This window comes from Streptomyces griseocarneus (genome assembly GCF_014655595.1).
In the GTDB taxonomy this organism is placed as follows: domain Bacteria; phylum Actinomycetota; class Actinomycetes; order Streptomycetales; family Streptomycetaceae; genus Streptomyces; species Streptomyces griseocarneus.
This window is the reverse complement of sequence record NZ_BNBL01000011.1, coordinates 160142-176087: the sequence shown is the minus strand read 5'-3', so window position 1 is coordinate 176087 and position 15946 is coordinate 160142. Positions and strand designations below refer to the sequence as shown.

The 15946-nt window shown below is 70.7% G+C and carries 12 protein-coding genes; 8 read left to right on the top strand and 4 right to left on the bottom strand.

The genetic code is table 11. The features are described 5' to 3' along the window. Positions 1-4: 4 nt before the first annotated feature. Positions 5-955 carry a barstar family protein gene (locus tag IE295_RS25915; protein ID WP_190066179.1) on the bottom strand — a complete coding sequence of 317 codons (951 nt, stop codon included), beginning with the start codon at positions 953-955 and terminating at the stop codon, positions 5-7. 544 nt (positions 956-1499) lie between these two features. On the opposite strand from IE295_RS25915, the gene IE295_RS25910 reads away from it, so the two are divergent. Then, positions 1500-2201: an aspartate/glutamate racemase family protein gene (locus IE295_RS25910; RefSeq protein WP_190066251.1), complete on the top strand. Its 702-nt coding sequence runs from the start codon at positions 1500-1502 to the stop codon at positions 2199-2201. Between the two features lie 193 nt (positions 2202-2394). On the opposite strand, the gene IE295_RS25905 is transcribed toward IE295_RS25910, so the two are convergent. Next, positions 2395-3693: a flavin monoamine oxidase family protein gene (locus IE295_RS25905; protein WP_190066178.1), complete on the bottom strand. Its 1299-nt coding sequence runs from the start codon at positions 3691-3693 to the stop codon at positions 2395-2397. Positions 3694-4337: 644 nt separating this feature from the next. Between IE295_RS25905 and IE295_RS25895 the strand changes: the two genes are divergently transcribed. The 5 genes from IE295_RS25895 (at position 4338) to IE295_RS25875 (ending at position 12086) form a co-directional block, all read left to right on the top strand. Then, positions 4338-5396, top strand: a complete 1059-nt coding sequence (locus IE295_RS25895; protein WP_190066176.1) for an endonuclease/exonuclease/phosphatase family protein — start codon at positions 4338-4340, stop codon at positions 5394-5396. Continuing rightward, on the top strand, positions 5393-6223 hold the full coding sequence (locus IE295_RS25890) for an RICIN domain-containing protein (RefSeq protein ID WP_190066175.1): 831 nt from the start codon (positions 5393-5395) through the stop codon (positions 6221-6223). The genes IE295_RS25895 and IE295_RS25890 overlap by 4 nt, the downstream gene beginning before the upstream one ends. Positions 6224-6817: 594 nt before the next feature. After that, a complete protein-coding gene (locus IE295_RS25885) occupies positions 6818-8665 on the top strand; it encodes an ABC transporter ATP-binding protein (protein WP_190066174.1) in 1848 nt (615 codons plus the stop codon). Between the two features lie 630 nt (positions 8666-9295). After that, positions 9296-10585 carry a phosphatase PAP2 family protein gene (locus IE295_RS25880; RefSeq protein ID WP_190066173.1) on the top strand — a complete coding sequence of 430 codons (1290 nt, stop codon included), beginning with the start codon at positions 9296-9298 and terminating at the stop codon, positions 10583-10585. Between the two features lie 142 nt (positions 10586-10727). Next, positions 10728-12086, top strand: coding sequence for a cytochrome P450 (locus IE295_RS25875; RefSeq protein WP_190066172.1), 1359 nt, complete (start codon positions 10728-10730; stop codon positions 12084-12086). 42 nt (positions 12087-12128) lie between these two features. Here the strand turns inward: IE295_RS25875 and IE295_RS25870 are convergent, their stop codons facing one another. Beyond that, positions 12129-12665 (bottom strand): hypothetical protein, encoded by a 537-nt coding sequence (locus tag IE295_RS25870; RefSeq protein WP_190066171.1) that lies wholly within the window; start codon positions 12663-12665, stop codon positions 12129-12131. A gap of 196 nt (positions 12666-12861) precedes the next feature. On the opposite strand from IE295_RS25870, the gene IE295_RS25865 reads away from it, so the two are divergent. After that, a complete protein-coding gene (locus tag IE295_RS25865) occupies positions 12862-13686 on the top strand; it encodes an alpha/beta fold hydrolase (protein WP_190066170.1) in 825 nt (274 codons plus the stop codon). Between the two features lie 4 nt (positions 13687-13690). Beyond that, complete coding sequence (locus IE295_RS25860) at positions 13691-14980, top strand: hypothetical protein (RefSeq protein ID WP_190066169.1); 1290 nt, start codon at positions 13691-13693, stop codon at positions 14978-14980. A gap of 45 nt (positions 14981-15025) precedes the next feature. On the opposite strand, the gene IE295_RS25855 is transcribed toward IE295_RS25860, so the two are convergent. Then, positions 15026-15856 carry an SDR family NAD(P)-dependent oxidoreductase gene (locus IE295_RS25855; protein WP_190066250.1) on the bottom strand — a complete coding sequence of 277 codons (831 nt, stop codon included), beginning with the start codon at positions 15854-15856 and terminating at the stop codon, positions 15026-15028. Positions 15857-15946 lie beyond the last annotated feature (90 nt).

Below are 15946 nucleotides of genomic sequence, written 5' to 3'. Positions count from 1 at the left end.
AGGATCAGCGGAGTTCTACGGTGATGCCGACCCGTGCGAGCAGCCGGAGGACGTCGTCGACGTACGGTGTCTCGCCCGCCGTGTCCACGCTCACGGAGGCGAGCGCGCGCCGGGCCACGTCGGCGTCGTGCCAGACCAGGGTGAAGGGTGCGGGCGGCCGCTCCCCGCCGCACTGGCAGCCGCGCAACGCGCGCCAGCACTGGTGGTAGTGGCCGCCGGGGCCGGCGACCGCCTCGCCCAGCGCGCACACCAGAGCCGACACGTCGGTGACGTACCGGCCGTCGAGGTGCCGCACGGGGTCGGGCAGCGGCCGGCCGGCGCCCTGGCGGGCGGCGGCGAAGGCGGCCCACTCGGCCCGGCCCTCGGGTGGGAACGCGGCCCACGACCCGGGCTCGGTCGGCGGCCCCTCGAACCAGGCGTCCCACACCGGACGGACCGCCGGTACGGGCCGTACGGCCGGGCCCTTGCGCAGCCAGAGGTCCACGAGGGTCACGCCAAGTGCTGACGGCCGGGAGGCGACGACCTCCAGGGACATGTGCTCCTGGAAGCGCATCACACGACCGGACCGGTCCACGGCGAGCAGCGTGACCCAGTCGCCGTCGGCGCGCGGGCGCACCAGCCGTCGCAGCAGCCGCTCACCGGGCTCGCAGCCGATCAGCCGCATCGGTGGCGCGTCGGATAGGGGGCGCTTGGCGTACAGGCCCTCGACCCCACGGCACTCGCCCAGATCGGCGCCGCCGGCGCCGTTGAACAGCAGCCAACGGGCGTCCGCGGGCTCGGTGGGCTGCCGCACCGGGCCGTCGACCTCGGCCTCCACGGTCACGTCGACCAGCGACGGGTCGAGGGCGGAGGGGCGGCAGCCGAGAAGGACGGGGTCGAGCAGCTCCCAGTGGTGTGTGTCGTAGGCGTGGAAGGGGTCGGCCTCGGGGTCGGCCCCGGGCACGGGGAAGTCCACGACGATGGCGAGCTCCCCGAGGTCGACAAGGCTCGACGGGTCCGTCCGGTGCGACCGACTGGTGGCGGGCGCGCTCGGCCGCCTTGCGCAACCGGCCGGTCGGGGCGCAGCCCATGAGGGTCAGCCGTTCCCGGCGCGGGGCCGGGTCGACGAACAGGCCGTCGGCGTCGGCGCAGCGCGCCCACACAATCAGTTCGCCGTCCCATTCCTCGCTGACCAGCACGTACCTGAGCGGGAGCTCGCGCTCCCAGGTCCAGACGGCGTCCTCGGCGTCCTCCACCAGCACCGCGTCCCTGCCCCATCGCTCATGTGTCGTGCCTGCTCACGGCGCTCTCACCCTGCCATGCCGGGGTGGCGGCGATGCCGCCGGGGCTCAGGTCGGGGTTTGTCCGGCGCTCCGCTGTGGCGCAGTCGGCGTGACGACCCACCTTGCAGCAAATCAAAGCAATTCTTATGACAGCACCGAATATGCGCCACCTGCCTTATGGTGTGGCCCATAGGCGGTGACGTACGAGGAGTGGGGAGCGCAAGCGTGGACACGGGCATGAAGACGATCGGGCTGATCGGCGGGATGAGCTGGGAGTCGACGGCGGAGTACTACCGGATCCTGAACGAGCGGACGCGCGAGCGGCTCGGCGGTCTCCACTCGGCGCGCTGTGTGCTCTACTCCGTGGACTTCGCGGAGATCGAGCAGTTGCAGGTCCAGGGCCGCTGGGCGGAAGCCGGCGAGGTACTGGCCGGTGCCGCCCGGTCGTTGGAGGCGGCCGGCGCCGATCTGCTGCTCATCTGCACCAACACCATGCACAAGGTCGCGGACCGTGTCGAGGCGGCGGTCTCGGTCCCGCTGCTGCACCTCGCGGACGCCACCTCAGCCGCCGTTCGCGCTGCGGGGCTGCGCCGGGTGGGCCTGCTGGGCACCGCGTTCACCATGGAGCAGGACTTCTACCGGGGCCGCCTCGCAGCGGGCGGGCTCGACGTTCGCGTCCCGGACGCCGAGGGGCGCGCGCTCGTGCACCGGGTGATCTACGAGGAGCTCTGCCTGGGCGTCGTCCGCGACGAGTCACGTGCGGCCTACCGCCGGGTCGTCGAGGACCTCGTCGCCGAGGGCGCCGAGGGTGTCATCCTGGGGTGCACCGAGATCGAGCTCCTCATCGGCCCCGAGGACAGCCCCGTACCGGTCTTCCCCACCGCCCGCCTGCACGCCGAGGCAGCGGTCGACGCGGCCCTGGCCGAACACGCCAATTGAGCGCACCCTTCAGGCTCGTCCGCTTCACGTGATGTCGCGAGGAACGACCAACACGGACGAGTGGCTTGTCGCCACCACGCCGCTCACTGGCCGGGCCCTGCCGTGGGTGCTTGCTCCCGCCGCCCTGAGCGCTACCGAGGACCCGTAGCCGGATCACGGCGGCGGGGCCTGAGACAGGCACCGCCGCCGGTGATCAGCTGGTCAGGTAGCTGTCGATGTCGCGGGCGGAGCGGTAGCCGCTCTCGATCGCCCCGTCGATGAAACCGCGCCACGTGCTCGCCGAGTCGGCTCCCGCGAAAAACAGCCGTCCTTCGGTGGTGCGCAGGTCCGGCAGCACCTTCGCCAGCTGTCCCGGCCGGTAGATGCACCACGTGCCGAGCGCGAGCGGGTCGTTGGACCAGTCCCAGCCGACGATGCTCTCCACCTCGACACCCGGCAGGAGCGGCTGCAGCGCAGTCTGCATGCCCTGGACGTCGTCGAACTGGGTCATCTTCAGCTTCTTCGGGTTGGCGGAGAACACGATCAGCCACGAGCCATCCCGCCCGTGGTCGTAGGTCACCGCAAAGTTCACCGCCTGGGCCTCGGGGGCCACGATGCTCACGTTGCCGATGTCGCCCTTCACCCGGACGAAGCACTTCATGCCGGCACCCGCGTGCCGATCGGCCGACGCGGTCTGCTTGATCTCGGACAGGCCGGGCTCGAACTCCACGCTGTTCAACACGTTCATCGGCAGCGCGATCAGCGCGGTCGGCGCGCTGACGGCCTCGCCGCTCTCCAGCTCGACCCGCACCCCGTCATCGGTCTGGATGACACGCCGCACGGGCGAGTTGAGGCGGACATCGGCCAGGTTGGCCTGTCCGGCAATGGAGTTGATCAGTTCCCGTGTCCCCTTCACCAGCTTCGTCGCCGACAGCGCGGCCATGGCCTGTGCCGCGCTGTACCCGGCCAAGGCGTAGCACCGGAAGATCTCGGTCGCACCGGACTGATCGAGGGGACCGAACGCGACCAAGCAGCACATCCCCTCTACCCAGTCACGCAGCGCCGGCTCGGCCTTGAAGGTGTCGAGCTGCTCACGCATCGACCGCTCACCCAGGCCCTCCGGGTCCGGACCCACCGTTTCCAAGAACGGCTCCGGGAACAGAGTCATGCCCGGGGCACAGAACTCGTCGAATGCCTCCAGTGCCCGCGCGGCATCGTCGTCGGACAAGTCCACGACGCGGCCATCGGAGACGACCGACTGCCGCAGCCCTTCCAGCACCGGGAACGTCTCCGTCTCGATCGCGTAGCGGTCGATCTCGGACCACACGTGCGGCTGCAGAGGGTGGACCCACGTGCCGCCGAACTCCATCGGATGCCCGTCGTGGTCCTTCGTGTAGGCCCGGCCGCCCAGACGGTCACGCGCCTCCACCAGCACCGCCCGACGCCCGCGCACCGACAATTCACGCGCGGCCGTCACACCCGCGAACCCGCCGCCCACGATCACGACATCCACTGCAGAATCTGACGTCGCCACAATCTGCTCCCTTACGGTCGTCCGGCCTGGCTCGCGAGCCACTATCCGGGAATGGGCAGCAGCTGGTCGCGCGCCACGCTCTGTCTGAAATTCACGTTCTCCCGATTGATCTCCTGTGAGTACGCCGATGCCAGTGTCACGTTGCGTGCAGTGCCCGTTCTCAGGTGACGACGAAGAACTTCATGAACGGCGACCGGGTCCTCCACGCCCCAGGTGCACAGCGCCGCAGGGGCGCGCCCGCTACGGCTGCGCCGAGAAACAAGGCAGTCCGCGCTAGGGCTCTGTCGAGCGGGGCTGGGCCGTCGGGATGCGATGGGTGAAGAACATCGCGAGAAGGGCGGCGAGGGCGAGGATGGCGAGCGCGGCCTGGAGCCCGTCGAGTCTTGCTGCGGCGGACGAACAGCCCGAGCCCGAGCGTGGACAGCACGGCGTCGACGAGATCGCCAACAGCGTCGCGGGATGACCAGGGCTCGCGGGCTGACGCGCGGCCGAAACGCTCGCCCGCGGCGGGCATGTGGCGCGATGGACTCTTGACGCGCGTGGTCCCTTGACGCGGACCGTCCAATGGTGAACGGATCGTTTCTGCGATTTTTCGTACCTGATCGCTCGATGAGGAGACCACGATGCGATTACCGTTACCACCGCCCCGCGCCAAGGGCCGCCCCAGGCCGCGCGGATCGCGGCTGACGGCGGCCCTCACCTCCGCACTGCTGGCGGCCGGACTGCTGGTCGGTGTTGCCGCCCCCGGGTCGGGCGGCTACACGGCGCGGGCGGACGACCGGCCCGCGAGCCCGGCGTCCAACGGCAGCCTGCCGTTCGCCACGTACAACATGCAGGGCTCCGACCACGGGCTGCGCTGGGGCGGCGAGGTCGGCCCACTGACGATGCATCATCCGGTGGTCGCCCTGCAGGAGGTCGGCAGCGGGCCGCCCGCCGAACCGCACCAGTCCCGCGGCACCGGTGTGTCGATCCCCATCCCCGGTCCGTTCCCGGCGGGCCTGCCGGTCGCTGTGAACCACACGCAGTGGGAGTACCGCCACCACCGCCGCCACGTGTACTTCCTCCAGACCGACCCGCGGCGCGACCGCACCACGAGACGGGACCGTTGGCAAGGCGGCCGGGTCAACCTGGCAGTGGTCACGAGCGCACGCGCGGACGAGGTCCGCGTCATCGAGAACCCGCTGTACAACCGGGATGAGCCCCGCAGCGAATACCGCTACCGCCGCGCCCTCGGCGTACGGATCGGCAACACCGTCTACTACAACGTCCACGCGCGCGGCAGCGACGTCGCCCCCCTGCTCAGGCGGATCCGTGCCGCCGCCCGGGCCGGCGAGAACTGGGTCATGGTCGGCGACTTCAACCTCGACATCCGCAACCGCACCGACCGGCAGGCCCGGGAGCAGAGCCTCCACCTGCGGCCCGACGAGCAACTGGCCCGAACCGGCCGCTCCACCCACCAGCGGGGCGGTGAACTCGACTACGCGATCACGCGCGGCACGCCCCGGTTCAACGCGGCCATCCCCGCGGGGCGCGGCGCGGACCACTACCCCGTCCAGTTCGAACCCGCCCCCACTCCCGTGCCGGCCGCGCCGACGGCCCGGTGCACAACTTCTCCACCGCCCTCGAGAACACCGCGACCGGGCAGGTCCTGGACGCTCCGGACACCGCCGGAGGCCGGGTGACCACCGGCCAGCAGCGGTACAACCTCCGTCAGCGGTTCCGTATGGACACCGTGCAGGGACACTGGTACCGCTTCGCCCGCGGCAACAGTCCCCGAGCCGCGTCCGGCGCCCGCACCGCCAGCGCCGCCGGCGAGCTGTGCCCCGGCATCAACCCGTTCCTCCCGCTGTCCGTCATCATGCTGCCGTGCACCGCGCCCGGGGCCCAGTGGCTCCCCGAGGACCCGGGCCCGCTCGGCGGCCCGTTGCGCTGGCGCAACTCCCGCCATCCGGAGCTGTGCCTGACCGGTGGGAGGAACGGGGAGGTCGCGGCCCTCGCGTGCGGTGACAGCCCCGCCCAGCAGTGGTGGGACAACTCCCGCGCGGTGGACGAGCGTGCCTGGGAGGGCGAGGAGAAGCGGGTCCAGCTGCGCGCGTACAACGGCCTCTTCCTGGACAACTTCAGCGGGCCCGGTCACGACGGCACGCCGCTGACCACCCGCCGGCGCAACATCGGGGTCATCAGCCAGCGATGGGACACCCAGTACGCCGGCAGCGGCGACAACCTCGTCCGGCTCAAGGGAAGCGGCAGCGGAAGGTGCATCGACCTCCTGAACGAGGAGCGGCCCCGTCCCGGCGACCGTTCCGTGCTGCACGGCTGCACCGACCGCGGCAGCAAGATCGACGGCGCGGGCCACCGCTGGCAGGTGGAGACCTACGCCGACGGCAGCCTCCGCTTCCGCAACGAGGCCGCGCACATGTGCCTGGTGGCGCCACTGCGGGAGACGGGCTACGTCACGATGGACACGTGCAGCGACGAGGTCCGTCAGCGCTGGACGGTAGTGCCGTAACTCCCTAACTCCGTAGCCGAGAGGCGAACGGGACCCGGGCCCCGGATGCGTTCGGACCGCTCGCCTCATCGCCCCCGCGTTCCTACTGTGGGCAGCGGCTCGGCGTCGTACTGCCGTCGAGCCTGTGGCGGATCGCCGTGGCCGTCGCCCCGGGTGACAGCGCCCCACAGGGTGGCGGCGAGCGACCCCGTAGCCACGGTACGTCTCACTGAGCGCCCCCATGCTCCGTAACGTGCCCCTCGTGCCTGGTGTCGTGTGCCTGGAGCCTCTCGGCGGGCGGGAGTAGGTTTCCGGCTCCAGGCGGGCAGTGCGCCCCGTGCATACGGTCCGCCTGTCGGTACTGCCAGTACTGCCGGCCCCTGGAGGTGCCTGTGTGCGTCGACGTGCGGGGGCAGAAGCGGTCCCCGCGGCTGGTCTCTCGTCGCCGTGCCCGCCGCTCGTCCGTGACCGTTCCCCGCTGGAGCCGGTTAGGCACCGGGTGCCGTGAATCCGGTGCTCTTGACCACCAGGGGAGGGAGATCGTCAGTGGAGGGTGCGCAGGGGGACGAACAGCCCCGGACGCCGGGAGCCCGCCCTGGCCGCGGCAGGCCGCCGATGCCGGAGCCGGTGGAGCCGAAGCAGCGGCGGGCGGAGCTGCGGTCGGCATTCGAGGACACCTCCTTCTGGGGGCTCTGCAAGAGGATTCCGGCTCTGCTCGCGCAGATCTCGAGGATGGCGTGGGCGATCGACCGGCGGGACGTGGCGCTGCTGGTCGGCTGCCAGATCGCCTCGGGCGTCGCCGCGGCCGTGGTGCTGGCGGCCACGGCGAAGGCGATGGTGCCGATTCTGGGCGGTGGCCTGGTTCCCGACCGGGTTCGCGAGGCCCTGCCGGCGCTGGCGGTCGTCGCGGTCGCGGTGGCGGTGGGACGGGTCGCCTACGGGCTGGCGGCGTGGGCGGTGGCCCGGCTCAAGCCGCGGGTGATGACGGCGGCGGACACGGCGCTGGTGCGGGCGATGCTGTCGGTGGAGCTGGAGGCGTTCGACCGGGCCTCCTTCGCCGAGGAGCACGAGCACGCCGAGACGGGCGTGATGCGGTGCGAGCGGATGCTGTACGACGCCCAGTCCTTCATGGCCGCGCTCATCCGCCTCGTCGCGGCGTTCGGTGTGGTCACCCTGCTGCACCCGCTGATGCTGCCGGTCCTGATGCTGGCGGTGCTGCCGTCGGGGATCGGGGCGGTGGCGGAGGCGAAGATCGAGCACCGCACGCACTACGAGAACGCCGCCCACCGCAACCTCAAAGGGATGATGCGCTGGAACATCACCACCTCCAAGTTCGCTCACGAGGTGCGAGCGAACAACATGCGCCGCTACCTGATGTTCTGGTACCAGACGCTCAGCGCCCGCATCGACGGCCGCACCGTCGCCGCGGCCGGACAGCAGGTTCGCACGAACCTCATCGCGGCGGCGGCCGGTGGCGTATGCCTGACCGGCGCCTGGGCCACGCTGGTGTGGCTGACCGTTTCCGGGCAGGTGTCCCTCGCGGTCTCGGCGACCGCCGTGGTGGCCGTGCGCACCGCGCTGGGGAACCTGACGAACGTCGTCCACTACAGCGCGAGCCTGTTTCACTCGTCCCTGTTCCTGGGCGACTGGAAGCGGTTCGTGGACACCACCACCGCCCACATCGCGCTGGCCCGGGGCGGCGAGCAGGCTCCGGTCTGTCCCGAGACGATCCGGCTGGACAACGTCACCTACGGGTATCCGAACAAACCCCGCCCGGCCGTGGACGACCTGTCGCTCACCCTGCACCGGGGTGAGGTGGTGGCGGTGGTCGGGGAGAACGGGTCCGGGAAGTCCAGCCTCATCAAACTGATCACCGGCCTGTATCTCGCCGAGAAGGGCACCGTCACGTGGGACGGTGTCGATCTCGCACGAGTGGACCCCGACACGGTGTGGACGCAGACCGGGCTGGTTCCGCAGTTCTTCGCCTGCTGGCCCCTGGCGTGCCGCGAGAACATCACCCTCGGCCAGCCGGTCACGTGGGACGACGAAGCCGTGTGGGACGTCCTGGAGACGGTCGGCATGCGCGAGGCCGTCGAGGAACTGCCCGACGGCCTGGACATGCTCCTCGCCCGCGAAGTATGGGGCGGCGTGACGCTCTCCGGCGGGCAGTGGCAGCGCCTCGCCTGCGGCCGGGCGATCTACCGCAAGCCCGCCGTGCTGGTGCTGGACGAGCCCACCAGCGAGATGGACGCCCGCGGCGAGCACCTGATCTTCCAAGCCCTCAAAGGCATGGCCGCGGACAGGATCTCGCTCGTCGTCACGCACCGGCTGGAGAACACCAAGATCGCCGACAGGATCATCGTCATGGAGCGGGGCCGCATCACCGAGCAGGGCACGTTCGACCGGCTCGTCCGCGCCGGTGGGCTTTTCCAGGAGCTGTACGAACTCAGCCAGGACCGATGACCGGAATTTGTCCAGTGATCCACTTCGGGCTGCTGGTGATCAACAGAGTGCTGCACACCCCCAGCGCGACCGTCCCTCGCGCCCGACCGGACCGCCGCCTGAGGCGAGGACCTCACAGCCGATATCTGGTCGACACGCTCAGCCGGGGGATGGGGACGACGAGGTGATCGCTGCTCCGGCGCGGACCGAATGCCCCCGGCGGCCTTGCCCGCGCTGACCTTCCGGGGTCTTTTCCGCAGCTGTCGGCCGAACCACGGGCCGACACGTGCCCCTGCCTGCTCGGCCACGGAAGGGGCGGATGGTTCATGCCGGGGCGCACGTATGCCCGCCGGGCGCCGCGAGTTTAATGGTCATCCCCGAGACGCCGGACCATCGAGCGCAGGATCCAGCTGACCTTCACGCCGACCATGACCAGCCAAACCCACCCACACCACTCCGTTAACATGTTCGAACTTACGATGATCGCCTCATTGCCCGTCCTTCACTCAGGAACCGTGCTATCCGGCGCAAATAGTGACCTACTTAACTACATCTAACAAAACGGCCAAATAATTGATATCTATAGTATCGCGGGTGTTTTCGCGAATAAACGGAAGAATTACGTTCACCGCATGGCGTAAACCACGGGTGATGCTGTGGACCGCCGCGGGTGTGGTGGCCCTCGGATTCCTCATCGCGCTGGAGATCGCCGCGCGTGGTTACGGCGTACCGGGGCCGATTACCAACCAGGCGAAAGAGCTGATATTCGCCCCCAAATCGGGGCCGCTGCTGTACGGCAGTATGGCATTGGTGATGGTGGTGCTCACCTGGCGGCAACGATTCATCGCGATTGGCGCCGCGATCGGCATTGACGTCGTTTTCGTGCTGGTGCGGTGGGTGCTCGACGTCAAGGTGGCCTCAGGTCACGGCCACCCCTTCGGCAATGGCGCACTGTGGGTGATTCTGGCCATTGCGGTCATCGCTGTCACGCGCCGCACCGGCCGGGAACGCGTCCTGCTGCTGAAGGCCGTCGGCCTCGGCCTGCTGCTGGTGGCCGGCCGCAAGACGGGCGACATCTGGCTGCTCATCACGTCGAAGACGCGCCCGACGGTACTCGACCAGTACGTGGCGACCGCCGATCACGCGCTGGGCGACCCGTCGTGGCTGGCAGGCCGGATTGTCGAGGCCACCGGCCCGATCGGCGAACACGTTCTCGACTACGTCTACATTCAGCTTGCGGTGGCCGCGGTCATCGTCACGCTGTACCAGCTGCGCAACGTGGCGGCCGAGCGCCGCTTCCCGGCCCACCATCTGGTGCGCACCTTTCTGGTGATCGGCCTCCTCGGGCCGGGCATCTACATGATCTTCCCGGTGGTCGGGCCGATCTTCGCCTACGGCGCCGACGGCGGGCACTGGGCGGTGGCCAACCTGTGGCCGGACACGCCGCCGCCGATCAGTACCCCGCACCCGATGCCATTCGACGAGATCACCCCACGCAACTGCATGCCGAGCCTGCACACGGCGTGGGCCACCGCGATCTTCATTCATTCCCGCAAGGGCCCACGGCTTCTGCGATTCGGAGGCGCGTTCTGGCTGATCGCCACGCTCGGGGCGACGCTGGGATTCGGCTATCACTACGGCACGGATCTCGTTGCCGGCGTGGTGTTCACGCTCACGATCGAGGCGGCGCTGCGCTCGCAGGCGCGTGGTTGGGACCGGGCAGGAATCCAGCTGGCCGCCTACGGCGCAACGGTCTTCACCGCGCTCTTGGTGGCGTATCGCTATGTGCCGATGGAGATGGCCAAGCACCCGTGGGTTTTCGGACCACTTCTCATTCTGGCGATGATCTCGGTGATCTACGGCTACGTACGGACCACCAAGCAGTGGGAACCGAAGTCCGCGCCGGCGCTGCAACCGGAACCGCAACCCGAACTGGTTTGAGTCAGTCGCTCGCCGCCGCTTCCGGACCACACTGGTAGCTCATCGAAAGGCGGGGCACCCGGTCGGCATCATCGGCCGGACTCGGTGCCCTGTGATCGGGCGATGAGCATCAGCGTCGGGCCATCAGCGAGGAGGGACAGTCATGGACATCCCCGGTCCCGCGCCCCGGGCGGACGGAGGCGCCGGCGCTGTCGCGGCGGCGGGCGGACTGCACACCTACCAGCTACGGCTGCACGCCGAGTACGGGCCCGTCGTGCGGTTCCAGCTTCCGGGGGCGGAGACGGCCGTGTCGGTCGCCGACCCCGTGCTGCTGGAGGCCACGGCACGCGTCGACAAGCGGCCGGAGCCGCTGTTCGCGTTCCTGGCCCCGTTGTTCGAGACGGGCAACCTCCAGGTGATGCCGGCGGACGAGCACGCCCCATGGCGGCGCCTGCTGCTGTCGGTGCTGGCCGGCCGCCCTTCCCACGAGCGGTACTTCGCGCGGTTCACCGAGCTGGTGACAGCGCTCGCGGACCGTTGGGCCGGGGACGCCGGGGACGCCGGGGACGCCGGGCGGGCCGGGCAGACCGGGCATGAGCCCGTCGAACTGCAGAAGGACCTCACCGAGCTGTCCCTGCGGATGATCTGCGAGTACGCGCTGGGAGGCGAGGTCACCGACCCCGGCAGCGTCGTCGCCGCGTTCGAGGACGTGCTTGTCGAGCACCTGGGGCAGCTCTACCACGCCCCCCTCCCCGGCACTCAGGAGGAACGTGCCGAGCGGGCGGAGAAGGCCCTCGCCTATCTGCGCGCGAGGGTCGACCGGGTGGTCGCGGCGCACCGCTCCGGTGACCGCACGGACAGGAGCGATCTGATCGGGGCGCTCGTCGAGGCCGGCGAGCGCCCCGCGCGGATCCGCGACACCGTCATGGTGACGATGCTGGCCGCCCACCACACGACCGGAGTGGCCGTCTCGTGGACCCTGCACCTGCTGGGCCGGCATCCCGAGGTGGCCGAGCGCATCGCCGGCGAGCTGGACCGCGTGCTCGGTGACCGCGCGGCGCCCGAGTACGGCGACCTGCGGCGACTCACGCACCTGGAAATGGCCCTCAAGGAAGCGATGCGGCTCTACCCGCCCGGCCCCTACGGGGCGCGGGAGACGCCCGAGCCCCTCGTCCTGGGCGACTACGAGATCCCGGCCGGGACCACGATCTTCTACCCGTTCTGGGCCGTCCACATGAACCCCGGCCACTGGCCCGAGCCCGAGAAGTTCATGCCCGAGCGGTTCACCCCGCAAGAGGTGGCCAAGCGGCCGCGACTGGCCTACATTCCCTTCGGCCTCGGCCCGCGCAGCTGCGAGGGCGCCGGCCTCGCCATGGTGAAGGCCGAGCTGATCCTCGCCGTACTGCTCAAGCGCTTCCGGTTCCGTCCCGCGCCGGGACACGAGGTGACCCCGGTGGAACGGTTCGTGCTCTGGGCGGCCGACGACATCCGCATGATCGTGAGTCCGCGGACCCAGGGGTAGGCAGGTCTCGTCACCGTGTGCGGGGCCGCCGAGCAGCAGTGGCTAGGTGATCGTCAAAGTCGTCACTCCGGTCGCACCGGTGAGGCCGCCCGAGAGGCACTGCAGGGCACCCGGCTGGGGCAGGGGGATGACCTGGAGCAGCGTCCGGCCCTGGAAGCGGCCGTGGGTGACGGTGCCGGTGACCGGGGTGACCACCTGGCCGGCCACGGCCGTGGTGCTCCCGGCGATCTCGGCGGTGCTGGTGTCACCGGTGTTCCAGGAGTAGGTCCGGCGGGCGCGGAATCCCTCGAGGAGGTTGTTGCAGCCCGCGAAGACGGTGAACTCCTCGTGATAGCCGCCGCTCTTCACCGCGGCCCCGCCCCCGCCGCCGGCACAGGAGCCGAACCGCCCGTCGACCGTGACACGAATCCGTTGCGGCCGGAAGGTGACACCGGGGCGGTAGGTGACGGACTCGGTGCCCTGGCACTGCAACAGGCCGGACTCCCGGGGGTGAGCCGATGCCGGCACCGGCACGGCCGCACCGAGCACCGCGGAGGCCACCAGGGCGACCGCACGCATGCGCCGTCCGCCGACGGCCACGGCCGCTCTCCTCACACTGGTCATCATGGGGCGGTCTCTGCCCCGGCAGCACGACCCGGACACAAGCGCACAGTCTCGTGCGGCCGCGCGCGGCGGTGTACGTACGCCTACCGGCGCGGGTCGTCCCGCGCGTAGCCTCGTGCCGCCCCTTCGAAAACCTCGCACGTGACCTGCGGCCCAAGTGGGCGGGAGAGAAATGGACACGGTGGAGAGCGGCACGCTGACGGTGCCGGGCGCGAAGCTGTATTACGAGGTGCGTGGTACGGGGCCGCTGTTGTTGCTCATTCCGGGCGGCGCCTCCGACGCGGAGGTCTTCCGGCCCCTGGCCGGCGAGCTCGCCGCCCACTACCGCGTCGTCTCCTACGACCCGCGCGGCATCTCGCGCAGCATGCTCGACGGACCGCCGCCGGAGCCGTGGCTCGCTACCCAGACCGACGACGCCGCACGCCTGCTCGACCTGCTCGCCCGGCCCGACGAGCCTGTACGGGTGTTCGGCAGCTGCTCGGGCGGGCTGATCGCCCTGGAGCTCATGGTCCGCCACCCACGGCGGATCCTGCTGGCAGCCGCTCACGAGCCGCCGGCGATGGGAATGCTGCCGGATGCGGAACGGTACGCCGCGTTCTTCGACGACGTGTACGCGATATTCCGCCGGGACGGCGCGCCGACGGCCCTGGGCAGGCTCCGGGCCGTCTTCGGGGGGAGGCCCGCCCCGGACCTCCCACAGGCGACCGACAACAGCGTGTTCTTCCTCTCCCACGTCATGCGGCCCTCCACCCGCTGCCTTCCCGACGTGACCGCGCTGGCGGCCGTGGCGGAGCGAGTCGTGATGGCGGGCGGCCGGGAATCGCGCACCCATGATGTGCACCGGCCGGTGGCCGTCCTCGCGCGGCGGCTCGACCGGGAACTGGCGGAGTTCCCCGGCGGGCACGCCGGCTACGCGCAGCACCCGTCCGCCTTCGCCGCACGGCTCGTCCAGATCCTGTCCGGCGTACGGCCCTCCGGCACCACCGCCCTCGGCTGACGGCATGCGCATCCTGCTGGGCGCCCAGAACTGCGGCTTCGGTCCGGCCTCCGTACTCGTCGCCGTCTCCCGCCTGCTCCCCGGACACGAGCGGGTGTTCGTGGGGGACGGCGTCGCGGCGGCGTTCGCGCGCCGCAACTCCGACGCCTTCGGCGCCATCCACGAGCTCACCGACCCGTACGGACAGCAATCCGTGCTGCTCGACCGGCTGCTGGCGGGCAGTGACCAGATCGTCTCCGTCATGGACGCCGATCTCGTCCTGCGCGCCGTCGTGGCACGCCGCCCGGTGGTCCTGGTGGACTGCCTGTTCGGCTTCTGGCGACACCGGCACTCCCTGACGCGGATTCGCCGGCTGTGCGCGGACATGCCGCGCACCTCCTTCCCGGCGGCCCGCCGGCACCTGGATTGCCTCTCACCGCACGAGCGCGTCCTCGCCGCCCACCTGCTGGCCGATCACAGCGTGGTCCAGAACTTCCCCGGTGTCTCCCGGCGCATGGCCGAGTTCACCGACGCCGGGGCCGGCGGCGCGATGCATCTGACCGGCCCGCTCGTCGACCTGGAAGGTCTGCGAGAGGCACGAGAAGGCAAAAGGGAAGGCAGCGGACCGGCAGGCAGCAGACCGGAAGGCAGCGGACCCGACTACGACCTGCTGATCAACACCGGCGGCTTCAAGAACTTCCTCCTGGACTTCGACACCAACAACGACTACCTCCGGCTGATCGACCGCTGGATCCCGGACCTCCTCCGCGACTGGCCCCGATTCACCCGCGTCCTGGTCTGCGGCGGCCCCTACGCCGGGCACCGGGAAAGCACCCTGAGGAGCGCCGGCCGCCGGGTCGACCGCCGCCACCTGCCACAGCGCGAACTACTACGGCAGGTCGCCGCAACCCCCCACTGTCTCCTCGCCCCCGGCCTGTCGGCCCTCCACGAAGCAACGCTCCTGGGCCGGTTGCCGCTGGCACTCCACGAGCAGCACTACGCGCACGTGTTCACCCTCCGACACCTCGCCGGCACCCTCTTCGGGCACCAGGCCGGGCGGTTCGCGGACGTCCTGCCCGGCCACGCGCTGCCCGAGGACGACCTCGCGGGCACCGAGGCCCTCGTAGCCGTCGCGGGCCGCATCCGGGAGGACGACAGCCTCTACGCCAGGTTCCGCGACACGTTCAACGAGCGCATCGAGCGGTACCTCTGCCTCACGCCCGAACAGCGGCACGGCGGGGTGGCGGAACTGCGCCGCCTCCTGGACGGCCCTCCCGCCCCTGCCGTGATCGCCGCGATCCTCGCGGCCCGCTGAGCTCTCCGAGCCCTGTGAGGGGCACGGCGGCTCGGCGCCGTACCGTCAGCTTCCGCCGACGTCACCGCCACCACGCGGTTCGATACGGAAGTCGAACGCGACGGTACCGGGGTCGACGGCCGTCACACCGCCGTCGACGGTGAGCACCGCGCCGTTGACGAAGGAGGCAGCGGGCGAGAGCAGCCAGGTGATGGCCTCGGCCACCTCCTCCGGTTCCCCGGGGCGGCGCACGGGGACGAGGCGGGTCGCCTCCTCGTACGCGGCGTCCTTGCCGCCCTCCCCGAGGCCCGCCTCGTCAGCGAAGCGCGTCATCCGCCGGTCGGCCATCTCGGTGCGTACCCAGCTGGGGCACACGGTGTTGGCGCGCAGTCCGTGTCGGCCGTAGTCGACGGCCAGGGAGCGGCAGAGCTGGAGCAGGGCCGCCTTGGACGTGGCGTAGGCGGCGTTGCCCACGCCGTTGCGCAGCGCGGACACCGAGGCGACGGCGACGACCGAGCCCCGTGAGGTCAGCAGGTGCGGGAGCGCGGCTCGCAGCAGGAGGAAGGGGCCCGTGAGGTTGGTGCGCATCACGTTCTCCCAGTCCTCGACCGAGAGTTCACCGACGCCCCCGCCGACGCCGATGCCCGCGTTGAGCACCAGGCCGTCCAGCCGTCCGTACGCCCCCACGGTCGCATCGACGAGCTCGCGCACGGCGTCGGGGTCGGCGGCATCCGAGGGATGCGCGAGGGCCCCGGTCTCCTCCGCGATCCGCCGCAGTGGCTCGGGCCGCCGCCCGGAGACGACGACCCGGTGCCCGGCGGCGCGCAGCATCCGCGCGGTGGCGGCGCCGATGCCCGTGCCTCCGCCGGTAACGAGGTAAACCCGCTGGTCCGTCACGGCCGTTCCGCCCCTCTGCAGTGTCACGTACTCCCCTCGTGATCGTACCCGGCCCAATCGAACAGACCGGAGCCCAACCAGCACGCTGAG

Bases quoted from the DNA above. Each gene is read 5' to 3' on its own strand.
- IE295_RS25860 (WP_190066169.1), top strand. From the start codon at position 13,691: ATGCGCATCCTGCTGGGCGCCCAGAACTGCGGCTTCGGTCCGGCCTCC.
- IE295_RS25885 (WP_190066174.1), top strand. From the start codon at position 6,818: ATGCCGGAGCCGGTGGAGCCGAAGCAGCGGCGGGCGGAGCTGCGGTCG.
- IE295_RS25875 (WP_190066172.1), top strand. From the start codon at position 10,728: ATGGACATCCCCGGTCCCGCGCCCCGGGCGGACGGAGGCGCCGGCGCT.
- IE295_RS25880 (WP_190066173.1), top strand. From the start codon at position 9,296: ATGCTGTGGACCGCCGCGGGTGTGGTGGCCCTCGGATTCCTCATCGCG.
- IE295_RS25895 (WP_190066176.1), top strand. From the start codon at position 4,338: ATGCGATTACCGTTACCACCGCCCCGCGCCAAGGGCCGCCCCAGGCCG.
- IE295_RS25910 (WP_190066251.1), top strand. From the start codon at position 1,500: ATGAAGACGATCGGGCTGATCGGCGGGATGAGCTGGGAGTCGACGGCG.
- IE295_RS25865 (WP_190066170.1), top strand. From the start codon at position 12,862: ATGGACACGGTGGAGAGCGGCACGCTGACGGTGCCGGGCGCGAAGCTG.